This window comes from Microbacterium sp. ZW T5_45 (assembly GCF_044987415.1).
Lineage (GTDB): Bacteria > Actinomycetota > Actinomycetes > Actinomycetales > Microbacteriaceae > Microbacterium.
Map to the genome: position 1 here is coordinate 44,684 of NZ_JBJDRJ010000005.1, position 13,915 is coordinate 58,598.

Annotated in this window: 14 protein-coding genes; 10 read left to right on the top strand and 4 right to left on the bottom strand. The window is 68.8% G+C overall.

Annotated elements, in window-relative coordinates; genetic code table 11:
* The first annotated feature begins 17 nt into the window (after nt 1–17).
* Together ACI3KS_RS03625 and ACI3KS_RS03630 are read left to right on the top strand one after the other, a co-directional pair.
* On the top strand, nt 18–794 hold the full coding sequence (locus ACI3KS_RS03625) for an ABC transporter ATP-binding protein (protein ID WP_404915296.1): 777 nt from the start codon (nt 18–20) through the stop codon (nt 792–794).
* Complete coding sequence (locus tag ACI3KS_RS03630) at nt 776–2,368, top strand: hypothetical protein (RefSeq protein WP_404915298.1); 1,593 nt, start codon at nt 776–778, stop codon at nt 2,366–2,368. The genes ACI3KS_RS03625 and ACI3KS_RS03630 overlap by 19 nt, the downstream gene beginning before the upstream one ends.
* A gap of 29 nt (nt 2,369–2,397) precedes the next feature.
* Here ACI3KS_RS03630 and proC read toward each other — a convergent pair whose 3' ends face one another.
* Nucleotides 2,398–3,237 (bottom strand): pyrroline-5-carboxylate reductase, encoded by an 840-nt coding sequence (proC, locus tag ACI3KS_RS03635; protein WP_404915300.1) that lies wholly within the window; start codon nt 3,235–3,237, stop codon nt 2,398–2,400.
* Between the two features lie 60 nt (nt 3,238–3,297).
* On the opposite strand from proC, the gene ACI3KS_RS03640 reads away from it, so the two are divergent.
* Nucleotides 3,298–4,266, top strand: coding sequence for a cation diffusion facilitator family transporter (locus ACI3KS_RS03640; RefSeq protein WP_404915302.1), 969 nt, complete (start codon nt 3,298–3,300; stop codon nt 4,264–4,266).
* A gap of 7 nt (nt 4,267–4,273) precedes the next feature.
* The gene (locus ACI3KS_RS03645; RefSeq protein ID WP_404915304.1) at nt 4,274–5,164 is read left to right on the top strand and encodes an alpha/beta hydrolase; all 891 of its coding nucleotides are present in this window, start codon (nt 4,274–4,276) and stop codon (nt 5,162–5,164) included.
* A 306-nt stretch (nt 5,165–5,470) separates the two neighbouring features.
* Here ACI3KS_RS03645 and tadA read toward each other — a convergent pair whose 3' ends face one another.
* Entirely contained in the window at nt 5,471–5,926 is a 456-nt protein-coding gene (gene tadA / locus ACI3KS_RS03650) for a tRNA adenosine(34) deaminase TadA (protein ID WP_404915306.1), read from the bottom strand.
* 36 nt (nt 5,927–5,962) lie between these two features.
* Between tadA and ACI3KS_RS03655 the strand changes: the two genes are divergently transcribed.
* A complete protein-coding gene (locus tag ACI3KS_RS03655) occupies nt 5,963–6,133 on the top strand; it encodes a hypothetical protein (protein ID WP_404915308.1) in 171 nt (56 codons plus the stop codon).
* 9 nt (nt 6,134–6,142) lie between these two features.
* Entirely contained in the window at nt 6,143–6,775 is a 633-nt protein-coding gene (gene upp / locus ACI3KS_RS03660; protein WP_404915310.1) for a uracil phosphoribosyltransferase, read from the top strand.
* Between the two features lie 39 nt (nt 6,776–6,814).
* Here the strand turns inward: upp and ACI3KS_RS03665 are convergent, their stop codons facing one another.
* Nucleotides 6,815–7,867, bottom strand: a complete 1,053-nt coding sequence (locus ACI3KS_RS03665) for a LacI family DNA-binding transcriptional regulator (protein ID WP_404915312.1) — start codon at nt 7,865–7,867, stop codon at nt 6,815–6,817.
* A 170-nt stretch (nt 7,868–8,037) separates the two neighbouring features.
* On the opposite strand from ACI3KS_RS03665, the gene ACI3KS_RS03670 reads away from it, so the two are divergent.
* From ACI3KS_RS03670 to ACI3KS_RS03685, 4 genes are all read left to right on the top strand, one after another.
* Entirely contained in the window at nt 8,038–9,672 is a 1,635-nt protein-coding gene (locus ACI3KS_RS03670) for a GH39 family glycosyl hydrolase (protein ID WP_404915314.1), read from the top strand.
* A 45-nt stretch (nt 9,673–9,717) separates the two neighbouring features.
* Complete coding sequence (locus ACI3KS_RS03675; protein WP_404915316.1) at nt 9,718–11,025, top strand: extracellular solute-binding protein; 1,308 nt, start codon at nt 9,718–9,720, stop codon at nt 11,023–11,025.
* Between the two features lie 88 nt (nt 11,026–11,113).
* Nucleotides 11,114–12,172 (top strand): carbohydrate ABC transporter permease, encoded by a 1,059-nt coding sequence (locus ACI3KS_RS03680; RefSeq protein ID WP_404915318.1) that lies wholly within the window; start codon nt 11,114–11,116, stop codon nt 12,170–12,172.
* Nucleotides 12,169–13,098 (top strand): carbohydrate ABC transporter permease, encoded by a 930-nt coding sequence (locus tag ACI3KS_RS03685; protein ID WP_404915320.1) that lies wholly within the window; start codon nt 12,169–12,171, stop codon nt 13,096–13,098. The genes ACI3KS_RS03680 and ACI3KS_RS03685 overlap by 4 nt, the downstream gene beginning before the upstream one ends.
* A gap of 25 nt (nt 13,099–13,123) precedes the next feature.
* Here the strand turns inward: ACI3KS_RS03685 and ACI3KS_RS03690 are convergent, their stop codons facing one another.
* Complete coding sequence (locus tag ACI3KS_RS03690; protein ID WP_404915322.1) at nt 13,124–13,891, bottom strand: hypothetical protein; 768 nt, start codon at nt 13,889–13,891, stop codon at nt 13,124–13,126.
* Nucleotides 13,892–13,915 lie beyond the last annotated feature (24 nt).

Sequence of the window (13,915 nt, forward strand, 5' to 3'; positions counted from 1 at the left end):
CGTGCTGGGATGGGGATATGAGCGATCAGACAGCGGCTCCGCCCGTTCTCGCCCTCCGCGGGCTCCGCAAGCATTTCGGCCAGACGATCGCCGTCGACGATCTGTCCCTCGACGTGCCGCCGGGCACGATGCTGGGACTGCTCGGCCCGAACGGCGCGGGCAAGACCACGACGCTCGCCATGACCACCGGACTGCTCCGACCGGATGCCGGTTCCGCGTGGATCCTCGGAGCCGATGTGTGGCAGAACCCCGCGGCCGCGAAAGCCCGGATGGGAGTGCTGCCCGACGGCATCCGCATGCTCGACCGTCTCAGCGGTTCGGAACTGCTGCGCTACAGCGGACTGCTGCGCGGCATGGCCGAGGCCGACGTGGTGTCGCGCTCGGGTGAGCTCCTCGATGCGCTCGGCCTCGCGGACGCCGGCGACACACTCGTCGTGGACTACTCCGCGGGCATGCGGAAGAAGATCGGGCTCGCCTGCGCGCTCATCCATGCGCCCCGTCTGCTCATCCTCGACGAGCCGCTCGAGGCCGTGGATCCCGTCTCGGGAGAGACCATCCGGCAGATCCTGCGGGCGTTCGTCGCGGGCGGTGGGACGGTCGTGCTGTCGAGCCATGTCATGGAGCTGGTCGAGTCGCTGTGCGACCGGGTCGCCGTCATGGCCGAGGGCCGCCTGCTCGCACATGGCACGCTCGACGAGGTGCGCGGCGGTGTCAGCCTGCAGCAGCGCTTCCTGTCGCTCGTCGGCGCCCACGAACTCGGATCGGAGACGCTCGCATGGTTGCGCTCCTCGTAAGCCTGCGCTGGCGGCAGCTCGCCCACCAGCTGGGGCGCAATCCGTGGATGATCGTCACGCTGATCATCACGGGTCTGCTCGCACTCGGAATGCTCGCCGTGCTCGCCGTGGGTCTGCTCGCGCTGCGGGTCGCCGCCCCCCAGGCAGCGATCACGGTCGCCGTACTGCTCGGAGCCGTCATCGTCGCCGGCTGGTGGATCGGTTCGCTGTTCGTGAGCGCCGACGACTCGCTCGCCGCCGAGCGCTTCGCCCTCCTGCCGGTCACGGCGGGCGCGCTGCTCCCCGGAATGGTCGTCTCGGGCGTGACGACCATCGGCGGTCTCGGCACCGCACTCGCGCTGCTGCTCATGCTGCTGGGATGGTCGGTGAGCGGGCCCGCGCTGATCGCGGCGATCCTGACCCTGCCGCTCGCTCTCGCGACCTGCGTCCTCGGTGCGCGTGTGCTCGGCGGCGTCCTCGCGCGGTGGCTGGCGCGACGGCGTGCCCGTGATCTCGTGGTCACCGTCGGCGTGCTGCTGCTGGCCTGCTCCGGCCTCATCCTCAACGTCGCGCTCACCGCCCTCACCCGCGTCGGCGACATCGGCGGCGCATTCGCGGGACTCGCCGACATGCTCGGCTGGACGCCGCTCGCCGCTGTGTTCGGCGCGCCGGCGGCATTGGCCGCCGGCGACCTCGCGGGCTTCGGCATCCGTCTGCTGATCGCTCTCGCGACGGTCGTCGTGCTGTGGTTCGCCGCCCGCGCGCTGCTGGCCGCCCGCCTCGTGGCGCCGATCCAGAGCAGCGGCGGTGGACGGGTCCGCTCCGGCGGATTCGTCGATCGGATGCTGCCCGCGACGCCCGTGGGCGCCATCGCCGCCCGGTCGCTGCGCTACTACCGCCGCGATCCGCGTCAGATCATCAACGTCGTGATGCTGCTCGCCCTGCCGGCGATCATCATCGGCATCACCGTGATGAACGGCCTGCAGGACGAGGGCATCGGCTTCGACGCCGTGATCACGCTGCTGCCGGCGATCAATGCGCTGCTCGCCGGCACGATCGTGCAGATGGCGGTCGCCTACGACAACGATGCGGTCGCCCTGCACGTGCTCACCGGAGTGAGTGGCCGGGCCGACCGTCTCGGGCGCCTGCTCGGATTCGGCATCATCGCGGTACCGGTGACGGTGGCTCTCTGCGTCGCGAGCTGCGCCCTGGCCGGGCGGATGGATCTGCTGCCGGCGAGCCTCGGTGCGGCTCTCGGTCTCAGCGCCGTGTCCGCGGCTGCCGGCGCCTGGGCGGGGAGCTTCCTGCCGGGCCGCGCTCCCGCACCCGAGTCAAACCCGTTCGGTCGGGGCTCGTCCGGTGGCGCCCAGTCGTTCGTCGCGATGCTCGTCATGTCGCCGATCACCCTCGTGCTGGGGGCACCGGCGCTCGGCTTCGCGATCGCCGCGATCTGGACTCCGGCGCTCGGCTGGGTGAGCCTGGCATGCGGACTCGTGATCGGTGCCGCCGCCCTGTGGGGCGGCGCAGTGCTGGGAGGGCGCATCCTCGACGGCCGCTGGCCGCAGGTGCTCGCAGAGGTCTCGAGCGAAGCCTGACCGCTGGCCGGGTCCCACCCGCTGCGGGGTCAGGCTCCGGCCGCGAGCTCCTTGGCGCGCGCGAGAGCCGCAGCGGCGGCATCCGAGAACACCCGGTCCAGCTGCGCGTCCTGGAGCACGGCGATCGCCCGCTCGGTGGTGCCCTTCGGGCTCGTGACCCGGCGGCGCAGTTCAGCCGGGTCCTCACCCGACGCGTCCAGCAACGCGCTGGCGCCGATGAAGGTCTGCTCGGCCATGAGCCGCGCGTCCTGTTCAGAGAAGCCCATGCCCACCGCGGCACGGGTGAGCTCCTCGATCAGGAGGAAGACGTAGGCGGGTCCCGATCCGGAGATCGTGGACAGCGCATCGATCTGCGACTCGGGCACCTCGATGACCGCCCCGACCGTCTCGAACAGGCGACGCACGACAGCGAGGTCGTCCGCGGATGCGGAGCCACCGGCAGCGATACCGGTGACGGCCCTTCCCACGGTCGCCGGGGTGTTCGGCATCGAGCGGATCACCCGCGCGTCCGCACCCAGCGCATCGGCGAACGTCTGCAGCGTGACCCCGGCCGCGATGCTCACGACGATCGCTCCCGGCGACAGGCGGGGCGCGATCTCCCTCAGCAGATCCGGCACCATCGCCGGCTTGACGCCGATGATGACGATGCCAGCGGATGCCGCGGCGTCGAGGTTGCCGTCGGGAGCGCTGTCCAGGGCGATGCTCGTGACGCCGGAGAGGCCGTCCAGCTCGGCGGCGCTGGCGCCGGTGCGGTTGGTGGCGGTGATCCCGCCGTCGACCCGGATGCCCGAGGCGATCACTCCGCGGAGGATGGCTCCTCCCATCGAACCGGCACCGAGGAACGCGAGAGCGGGAAGAGAGTCAGCCATGTCGTCATCCTACGGCGGGCTCGCAGGTGCTCCTTCGGCGCGGAGTCCTAGACTCGAGCCATGAGTGCATCTGGAGAGAGCAGAGCCATCATCGCGGCGTTCCTGGCGAACCTGGGCATCGCCCTGGCGAAGTTCCTCGCGTGGGCGCTCTCCGGATCGGCATCCATGCTCGCCGAGGCCATCCACTCGGTCGCCGATTCCGGCAACCAGCTGCTCCTCATGTTCGGCGGCAAGCGTGCCCAGCGCCGTGCGGACCGTGAGCACCCCTTCGGCTACGGTCGCGAACGGTACGTCTCGGCGTTCGTCGTGTCGATCATCCTGTTCTCCGTCGGTGGCGTCTTCGCCATCTACGAGGGCATCGACAAGCTGCGCAATCCGCACGAGCTCGATGCGACCTGGTGGTGGCTGCCCCTCGTCGTGCTGCTCGTCGCGATCGTCCTCGAATCGCTCTCGTTGCGCACCGCGATCAGGGAGAGCAACCAGGTCAGGGAGAAGGGCCAGTCGTGGGTGTCGTTCATCCGCCGCTCGAAGTCGCCCGAACTGCCCGTCGTGCTGCTCGAGGACACCGGCGCGCTCACCGGCCTCGCGTTCGCGCTGCTCGGCGTCGGGCTGACGCTCCTCACAGGGAACCCGCTGTTCGACGCGCTCGGCACGATCATGATCGGTGTCCTGCTCGTCGCCATCGCGATCGTGCTGGGCATGGAGACCAAGAGCCTCCTCATCGGCGAGGGCGCGAACCCGGCCGACCACGACCGCATCGTCGACGCGATCCAGGGGCCCGAGATCGAGAAGATCATCCACATCAAGACCCTCTATCTCGGCCCGGACGAGCTCATGGTGGCGGCGAAGATCGCGCTGAGCGCCGACAAGCCGCTGCGCGAGGTGGCCGACGACATCGATGAGATCGAGACGCGGATCCGGGCGGCTGTCCCGGTCGCACGAGTCATCTACATCGAGCCCGACGTGTACCGTCCGGCGATCGATCCCGAGCCGTCGACCGACGTGTTCGTGCTCAAGTCCTCGGACTGAGGCGCTCGTGCGCGCCGAACTCGACGCCGCCCTCGCTCGCGACGACCTTCCTCCGGAGGCGCGCGAGGGCCTCCGCAACGTGCGGGCCGTGCTCGATGCGGACCCTCAGGCCCGTCTGGAGTCGGTGACCGTCGTCGGCGCTCGACCCGAAGCGGTGATCGCCTTCGGCGACCCCCTCACCGCGGACCTCGTCGTCTACCTCCTGCACGGGACCGCGACGGATCTCCGGTCGCTCCCCGGCTGGGCGAGCGCGGCGCAGCGCTTGTGCGGTGATCTCATCCGCAGCTGCATCGTCCGAGGGCTGCCGCGCGACATCGCGGTGATCGTGTGGTTCGGCTGGGACAGCGGCGATCACTCCACTGCGCGCGCCACCACGCACGCGACGATCGGCGCGGCGAGGCTCGCCGTCGACATCGACCGCCTCGCGGTGCGGAACCCCGACGCGCACATCGCGCTGGTCACCTACTCGTACTCGACCACGCTGCTGGGCGAGCTCTTCGCGTTGAACCTCACCGACAGGGTGCGCACCGCCGTGTCGATCGCCTCGGCCGGGGTGACCTCGGCGGCGTCGATGGCTCTGTCGGACGCGATCTCCGAGGAGCGTCTCACGATGTACGCCACCGAGGCGGTGGCCGACACCATCGCCCCGCTCGGGCGTCTCGGACAGCATCCGATCGACCCGCGCGACATCGCCGGCGTGCGCGGCTACTCCTGCGATGGCGGCCCCGCGCCGGGCGTCGACGGCGGTCGCGTCACCGGGGCGGCTGTCTCGGGACACGCATCGCAGACCTGGACCGACGAGTACGGCATCGCCCACGTCGGCTACTTCGACGAGCGCACGCAGGGCTATCTCACGCTCGTCTCACTGCTCGCGGACGCGGTCGCGTCTGCACGCTGAGCACCCGCCCGCTGAGCACCTGCCCGTCGAGTCCGCCCCGGGCCGTCGACTACACGTGCACTCGGCGAGCGCACACCCTATCGACGCGAACAACCCGTCCACTCGGCGACCTCACGTGCATTCGGCGAGCGCACACCCGGTGCACGCCACCGCACCACGCCGCAGCCCCACGCCCATCCCCACAGCCGTCGACTACACGCACACTCGGCGAGCGCACACCCTATCGACGCGAACAACCCGTGCACTCGGCGGCTTCACGTGCACTCGGCGCCTGACAGCGTCGCGCCGAGCGCCGCGGGGCGAGCGTCAGCGCCGGGACTCGAAGAAGTCGCGCAGCAGCGCGGTGGCGGGCGCCTCCGCGATCCCGCCGATGACCTCGGCACGGTAGGGCAGGCGCCGATCCCGCAGGACGTCGTACATCGACCCCGCAGCACCGGCCTTGTCGTCCCAGGCGCCGAACACGACGCGCGAGATGCGCGACTGCAGGATCGCGCCGGCGCACATCACGCAGGGCTCCAGCGTGACGACCAGGGTGTGCCCGTCGAGGTTCCAGGAGCCGAGAGCGGCAGCCGCTGCGCGCAGCGCGTTCACCTCGGCGTGGCCGGTGGGATCATGGGTCGCTTCCCGCGTGTTGCGCCCCTCTGCGACGATCCGCCCCGCACTGTCGAGGACGACGGCGCCGACGGGGATCTCGTCCGCCGCTGCGGCCTCTGCGGCGAGCGCCAGCGCCCGTCGCATGGCGAGGTCGTCGGCAGAGTTCATGCGTCGAGCCTACGACCTGCGGCGGACGCGTCCTGGGTGGTCACGGAGAACGCAGCCGTCTTCATCCCCCTCCTCATATCGATCCCCGCGATCGTGGTCGCCGTCGTCACGGCCCTCACGGCGAAGAAGATGACCGCGCAGCGGCGTGAGCGGCGAGAGGCCAGGGCGTCGGCATCCGATGTCGTGCCGGAGGTCGCCGCGCATTAGCCTGTATCCATGCGCGTTCACGTTGCCGACCACCCTCTGATCACCCACAAGCTCTCGGTCCTCCGCGACAAGAACACGCCGTCGCCGGTGTTCCGTCAGCTGACGGAGGAGCTCGTGACGCTCCTGGCCTACGAGGCCACGCGCAACGTGCGGGTCAGCCCGGTCGAGATCACCACCCCGGTCACCACCACGATCGGTGTGAAGATCTCGGAGCCGCGCCCCATCGTCGTCCCGATCCTGCGTGCAGGTCTCGGCATGCTCGAGGGGCTCGTGAAGCTCCTGCCCACGGCCGAGGTCGGGTTCCTCGGGATGGTCCGCGACGAGGAGACGTTCGAGCCGACGACCTACGCCGAGCGCCTTCCGGAGGATCTGAGCGATCGCCAGTGCTTCGCGATCGACCCGATGCTCGCCACGGGCGGTTCGCTCGCCGTGGCCATTCAGTTCCTGTTCGACCGCGGCGCCAAAGACGTCACCGCGATCTGCCTGCTGGGCACGCCCGAAGGTCTCGAGGCGATCGAGAAGCTCGTCGGTGACCGTGATGTCACGATCGTGCTCGGTGCCCTCGACGAGCGCCTCAACGAGAAGGGCTACATCGTGCCCGGTCTGGGCGACGCGGGCGATCGGCTCTACGGCACCGTCTGACGCCGTAGCGCCGTCTGACGCGACGACCCGTCCGACGCGTCAGCCCGCACGACTTTCGGAGACGGGGCCCGTGCTCTCGCGCACGGTGAGCGAGGTGGCCAGTTCGACGTGCCGGGACGACGGACGCCCGCCGTCCGCCATCGCGAGGATCGTCTGCACCGCCATCGCCCCCATGCCCTCGAGGTGCTGGTGCACGGTCGTGAGGGGCGGGGTCGTCCACGCCGCCTGAGGAGTGTCGTCGAAGCCGGTGACGCTCAGCTGATCAGGGACGCGGATGCCGAGATCGTGCGCCGTCGAGAGCACGCCGAAGGCGATCTCATCGTCGGCGGCCATGATCGCGGTGGGCGGTCGCTCGAGCCCCAGCAGCTCACGCGCGTGCTCACGACCGGCATCGACCGAGAACCGCGCGGATCGCACGAGCGTCGGATCGATCGTCAGGCCGGCTGCATCGAGGGCCGCCTGATAGCCGTACACACGGTCCCGCGCTGCGGCCGAGGCCTCGGGACCGCCGATCCACGCGATGCGCTCATGCCCCAACGCGATGAGGTGCTCGGTCGCGGTGCGCGCCCCCGCCCAGTTGCTCGAGCCGACGCTGACCATGCTGCGACTCTCGGTGTCGACCGGATCCACGATCACGAAAGGGAGCCCCGCGCCGTGCGCCGCCTCGATGAGCGCCGACGGACCGGACAGGGTCAGGCCGATGAAGCCGACCACGCCGGAATGCTGCCTGTCCGCGACCCATTGGCGCGCCGTCCCCCGGTGCCCGCGTGCCTCACGCTCGGGCGCGAGGCACGTCAGAAGGTCGTACTCCGCGGCATTCGTCGCCGCGAGGACGCCCTGCAGCACACCCAGGATGTAGGGCGAGGCGGGAAGGTCGAACACCACGGCGATCGCTCGGCGTGCGGATGCCGAGGCGCCGAGCGTCGTCGGGCGGTAGTCGAGCTCCGCGACGGCGGCGAGCACGCGCTCCCGCATCTCCGACGAGATGTCGCCGCGCCCGTTGAGCGCCTTGGAGACCGTGCCCTTGGAGACGCCGACAGCTGCGGCGATATCGGAGAGCGTCGGGCGACGCGTGGCGTGTGCATCCGTCATGCGAATCCGTTCTCGAAATATGTTTCGTAACCAGTCTACTCATCACTCGCATCGCGTCCAGTGCTCTTGCGCTATTGACAGCCCTGCATTCAATCCCTACGATCAGAATCGCGATACAAGTTGCGAAACATTTTCGTTCCTACTTCTTCTCGGACCAAAGGAGGTCATGCGTGTCGATCGCGCTGACGCGGACACTCGAGGTGGATGGCATCCCGTCCACCGACTCACCCCTGCGACATGTCTGGAACGCCTGCATCGGCGCCGGCCGCGCCAATGAGGCCCTCCGCGCCGACTGGCAAGCGCAGTTCCAGGAGGTCGTCCGCACGCTCGGCGCTCGCTACGTACGGTTCCACGGAGTGTTCCACGACGACATGTTCGTCTATCGCGCCTCCAGCGGCGGCGGCTTCGGCCCGCCGACCCCGCTCGCCGAGCCCGTGCACACCTTCGCCTATGTCGACAAGGTGTTCGACGCGATCCTCGCCACTGGAGCCCGCCCCTTCGTGGAGCTGGGCTTCATGCCCCGGGAACTCGCGACCGAGACCGAGACGGTGTTCTGGTGGGGAGCGCACTGCAGCCCGCCGAAGGACATGAACCTGTGGACCGAGCTGGTCGCGAAGACCGTCGAGCACTGGATCGAGCGCTACGGGATCGACGAGGTGCGGATGTGGCCCTTCGAGGTGTGGAACGAGCCCAATCTCGTGCCCCACTTCTGGACGGGCACCCGGACGCAGTACTTCGAGCTGTACGAGGCCACCGCGCGCACGATCAAGGCGATCGACGACCGCCTGCAGGTGGGCGGACCGTCATCATCGGTCTTCGTCCCGGACTCCCGGTACGACGGGGAGTATCACGACAAGAGCGTCGAGGCCGCGACCGCCGAGGCACAGGATCCGTCGAGTCTGCCGTGGAAGCCGGTCTGGATCCGCGAGCTCCTCGACTACTGCGCCGAGCGGGACCTTCCGCTCGACTTCCTGTCGACGCATCTCTATCCGACCGATTTCGCCTTCGACACGCAGGGCGTCGGCCGGGCGATCAGCCGGGACCGCGATGCGACGAGGAAGGATCTCGAGCAGCTGACGCGAATCCTCGCGGAGTCGCCGTACCCGAACGCGGCGATTCACATCACGGAGTGGTCGACGTCACCGTCGAGCCGTGACCGGATGCACGACACCGTGTACGCGGCGACGGCGATCGTCCGCGCCCTCCTCCAGAGCCACGAGCTCGCAGACTCGATCTCGTACTGGACGTTCACCGACATCTTCGAAGAGGGCGGGGGCGGCATCGGCCCCTTCCACGGCGGCTTCGGCCTGATCAACGAGCAGGGGATCCACAAGCCGACCTTCCACGCGATGGCGATGCTCGCGAGGCTCGGCGACCGGGTCGTGCGTCAGACCGAGCACGGGATCATCACACGGACCGCATCGGATGCCGTCACGGCGGTGTTCTTCAACTATCCCGAGTCGATGGGGTCGCGCTCGATCGGCGACGCCGCCTCGCACGACCAGGCTCGCGCCCTGTCCTCGGAAGGACCGGAGCGCCGCATCCGGCACTCCCTCTCGGGACTCACCCCCGGCGACGTCTACGTGGTCGAGACGCTCGACCTCGAGCACGGCAACGTCGTGGAGGCCTGGCTCCGGCAAGGACGACCGCTGAACCTCTCCCGCGAGGCCGCCGCCGATCTCATGAGGATCGCCGATGACCTCGACCGACGCACGATCGTCGTCGACCACGACGGTCGCCTCGAGATCGATGAGACGCTCAGCCCCTGGGCTGTGACCTCGATCTTCCCGCACACCACCCGCTGACCCGCATCACCCTTGACGACGACGTTTCGGAAGGACACCACACACATGAAGAATCACATTCGGATCGGAGCAGTACTGCTCACGACCGCTCTCGCCACGGCCGCTCTCGCCTCCTGCTCAGGGGGCGGCGACTCCGGCGGCGAGGCGACCGACGGCAACAAGCCCGACAAGCTGACCGTGGCCGCCTGGATGGACTTCCCTCAGGAGCTCCTGGACTCGTTCGAAGACGAGTACGGCATCGAGGTGGTGGTCAACTCGTTCCCGGACGGCGCCTCTGCCCAGACGGTGCTCCGCAACGGCCTGTCCTCGAACGGTGCCGGCCTGTCGGACGTGCACCTGATCGAGCTCGACTGGTGGACCGAGATGATGGCCGTGCCGGAGGACTGGGTGGAGCTGCCCGAGATCCCGGACCGCTGGGTCGACTGGAAGGTCACTCAGGGGTCGGTCGACGGCGTGATCACCGGCTACGGCACCGACATCGGGCCGCTGGGCATCGCCTTCAACCAGGACATGCTGAGCACGGCCGGGCTGGCGACCGACGACGCGTCGTTCGGAGAGTTCATCGGCGGGGATGCCGCGACGTGGCAGTCCTTCCTCGACGCCGGACGCGAGTACGTCGCCTCCGCCGACAACTACTACATCGACTCCCTCTCGAGCGCGTTCCAGGCAGCGATCAACCTCCTGCCCTCCGCGTTCGAAGACCCCGAGTCCGGCAAGCCCTACGACATGGCTGAAAACGACAACGTCAAGGAACTCTTCATGATGTTCGCGGACGCCGCTCAGGACGGCATCTCGGCGGGTATCCCGATCGGACACGCCGACTGGGGCGCCGGATTCCAGAACAAGCAGTGGGCCACGGTCGTGACCCCTGCGTGGATGGCCGGCATCATCGCCGACAGCGCCGACGGCATCCCGGGATGGCGCGTCTCGGAGACGTTCCCCGACGGCGGAGGCAACTGGGGCGGCTCGTTCTTCGCCGTCCCCTCGACGGGTGAGAACACCGAGTGGGCCGTGAAGCTCGCCGACTATCTGACCACGCCGGATGCCGCCGTGCAGTGGTTCCACGAGACGGGACAGTTCCCCTCGCAGCTCGAGGCGATCGCCAGCCCCGACATTGCCGACACCGAGAACGAGTTCTTCGGCGGGCAGAAGGTCGGTGCGACGTACGGCGAACTGGCCGCAGCCGCCGGCGACGCGGCGGCCGGCGGATTCCGCGGCGAGAACTTCGCAGGCATCCAGACGCTGGTGACGGAGGGCATCAGCCTCGTCGAGGCCGGAGGCGCGACCCCCGAAGAGGCCTGGGACAAGGTGGTCGACGAGTTCGACTCGCTCGGCTTCGACACCGCCGAGTGAGCACCTCCGAGTGAGTGCCGTCGGCCTGCCGCCATCCTTCGGCGGCAGGCCGACACCGATCCCGTCCATTGCATGAAAGGTCCGAGCCATGTCTCGTGAAACGACGGCGCCACCCCGCGTGAAGCGCCTGGGCTGGGGGCAGAAGCTGTCCCGTTGGGACGTCAAGGTCTCGCCCTACCTGTATGTCTCGCCGTTCTTCATCGTCTTCGCGATCTTCGGCGCCTTCCCGCTGCTCTTCAACATCGTCGTGGCCCTGCACGACTGGCATCGCCGGGCGGGCATGGGCGACTTCGTCGGATTCGACAACTTCGCCTGGGTCCTGCAGCAGCCCATGTTCTGGCGGTCGCTGGAGAACACGATCTCGATCTTCCTCTGGGGCGGGATCCCCCAGCTCATCCTCGCGCTCCTCATCGCCGCCGTACTCGATCAGAACCTGCGTGCGCGGACCTTCTGGCGGATGAGCGTCCTGATCCCCTTCGTGGTCATGCCCGCGGCGACCGCGATGATCTTCGGACAGCTGTTCGGTCAGTTCGGCGTCCTCGTGCCCAACCTGCACGCCCTCGGACTGTTCACCGAGAGCGACTCCCCGTTCTTCCAGGAGAGGATCCTGTCGCACGTGGCCATCGGCTCGATGGTCGTGTTCCGGTGGACGGGCTACAACGCGCTCATCCTCCTCGCCGCGATGCAGGCGGTTCCTCGTGAGTACTACGAGGCGGCCACGGTGGACGGCGCGGGACGCGTGCGGCAGTTCTTCTCCGTGACGATCCCCAGCATCCGTCCGACACTCATCTTCGTCATCCTCACCATGACGATCGGAGGCCTCGAGATCTTCGACGAGGCGAGGCTGTTCGACGGCGGGGGGACGAGCGGCGGAGCCGGCGGATCGGACGGTCAGTGGACCACGGTCGTGCTCTACCTCTACAACCTCGGATTCGGGGACTGGCAGGACCGTCTCGGTCAGGCGGCCGCGGTCGGGTGGATCCTCGCCCTGATCATCTTCGCGATCTCCATGCTGAACCTCGTGATCACTCGCTCGATCTCGTCGACGGATGCTCCGCGACGACGCAGGCGAACTCCCCTGGCGCCCCCGGCGCCGACCTCGGCAACGCAGACGCTCGTCACCATGAAGAAGGGAGCCCGACGATGAGCACGGGTTTCATCGAGAACACCGCGGGCCGCTCGGCGGCGAAGTACGCGAAGAAGCGGGCCGAGCGCGGTCGTCCGATCTCGTCGCGTCGGCGCGGGCCGAGCGTCCCCGGATGGCTCTCCTACGCGTTCCTCGCGGTCGTGTTCATCGTGTCGGTCTTCCCCCTGTACGCCGCGGCGATCTACGGCTCGTCGACCACCACGGAGATCACCCGGGCCTTCGGCAGCCTCCCGCGCTGGCTGCCGACGCTGCACCTGCTGGAGAACTTCGGCCAGGTCTTCGCCTCGGAGCAGTTCAGCTTCTGGCTCGCCTTCGCCAACTCCCTGCTCGTGGCCTGCATCGTGAGCGCCTCCGTAGTGTTCTTCTCGGCCCTCGCGGGATTCAGCTTCTCGAAGCTGCGCTTCCGAGGCCGGCAGGCTCTCTACCTCGCCGTGATCGCGACCATGGTGATCCCCGCGCAGGTCGGGACGATCCCGCTGTTCGTGATGATGAACGAGTTCGGATGGATCGACTCGCTCCTCGCGCTGACCGTGCCCGGTCTCGTCGGAGCGTTCGGTGTGTTCTGGATGACGCAGTACCTGCAGGAGGCGCTGCCCTACGAACTCATCGAAGCCGCGCGGGTCGACGGCGCATCGATGCTGCGCACATTCTGGTCGATCGCACTGCCGGCCGCGCGCCCGGCCGCCGCGACGCTCGCACTGTTCACGTTCATCGGCTCGTGGAACAGCTTCTTCTGGCCGTCCGTGGTCATGCGCTCGCAGTTGACGATGCCTCTCGTCGTGCCGCAGCTGCGTGGCGCGTTCACCTCGGACACCGGCCTCGTGATGGCCGGCGTCTTCCTGGTCGCCGCTCCGCTGCTGCTCGTTCTCGTGCTGGCCGGCAAGCAGCTGGTCTCGGGCGTGATGGCGGGTGCGGTGAAGGGATGAGGATGCCGGTGATGGGCGCGCCGCCTCAGACCTCGAGGCGGTAGGCGCGCTCGTCACCGAAGCGCTCGAAGCCGACGCGGGCGAGGATCGGCGCCGAGGTCGACACGCGACCCTTCACGATCGCGGTCGTCGCTCCGAACTCCGCACTCGCGCGGAGTCTCTCGGCGAGAACGGCGCGATATGAACCGCGTCCGCGCGCGGACTCGATCGTCGCGGCGCCCCAGAGCCTGACGAACCCGTCGACCACCGTGCACCCGCCGGTGCTCACCGGCTGTCCGTCGAGAGCGGCGAGCACGCGCAGGCCCGAGCGATCCTCGAGCGCTCTCGTCGTCTCTGCGAGCTCAGTGAGGATGCCCTCGTCGTCGAGCGGCTTCTGCCCCCAGACCGCGACGTTCACCGCATCCATGCGGCGGATCTGCGCCTCGGTGCGAATGATCTCCGCGACGGCATCCTCCGGAACCGGCACGGAGATGCCGGCGATCGCCTGCGCGAACACCGCGACCGTGTCGATGTGCTCCGCGCCGCGCGCCTGCAGCTCCTGCTCGAGGTCCGGAATGTCGGACTCGTTCGTCCAGAAGGTCAGCTCGCGCTCGCCCCAGACGCGCGTCTTCTCGATCGCGCGGTCGAGCACGGAGGCCGCATCGGAGCTCGACTCCACGCGTGACCCCCGCACTCCCCCGCCGAACCGCGCCGGGTATCGCACGAGCTGCAGATCCGTCGTCTCGTGATCGCACCCGCGCGGAAGCCAGACCCATTCAGCGGATGCTCTGAGCACGTCGGTTCTCGTATGCATGTCACTCCTGTCTGTTCGGCCGAT

Coding starts and splice junctions, on each gene's coding strand:
- tadA (WP_404915306.1), bottom strand. CDS start 5,926: ATGAACTCTGCCGACGACCTCGCCATGCGACGGGCGCTGGCGCTCGCC.
- proC (WP_404915300.1), bottom strand. CDS start 3,237: ATGGCTGACTCTCTTCCCGCTCTCGCGTTCCTCGGTGCCGGTTCGATG.
- ACI3KS_RS03680 (WP_404915318.1), top strand. CDS start 11,114: ATGTCTCGTGAAACGACGGCGCCACCCCGCGTGAAGCGCCTGGGCTGG.
- ACI3KS_RS03640 (WP_404915302.1), top strand. CDS start 3,298: ATGAGTGCATCTGGAGAGAGCAGAGCCATCATCGCGGCGTTCCTGGCG.
- ACI3KS_RS03630 (WP_404915298.1), top strand. CDS start 776: ATGGTTGCGCTCCTCGTAAGCCTGCGCTGGCGGCAGCTCGCCCACCAG.
- ACI3KS_RS03665 (WP_404915312.1), bottom strand. CDS start 7,867: ATGACGGATGCACACGCCACGCGTCGCCCGACGCTCTCCGATATCGCC.
- ACI3KS_RS03685 (WP_404915320.1), top strand. CDS start 12,169: ATGAGCACGGGTTTCATCGAGAACACCGCGGGCCGCTCGGCGGCGAAG.
- upp (WP_404915310.1), top strand. CDS start 6,143: ATGCGCGTTCACGTTGCCGACCACCCTCTGATCACCCACAAGCTCTCG.
- ACI3KS_RS03690 (WP_404915322.1), bottom strand. CDS start 13,891: ATGCATACGAGAACCGACGTGCTCAGAGCATCCGCTGAATGGGTCTGG.
- ACI3KS_RS03675 (WP_404915316.1), top strand. CDS start 9,718: ATGAAGAATCACATTCGGATCGGAGCAGTACTGCTCACGACCGCTCTC.
- ACI3KS_RS03625 (WP_404915296.1), top strand. CDS start 18: ATGAGCGATCAGACAGCGGCTCCGCCCGTTCTCGCCCTCCGCGGGCTC.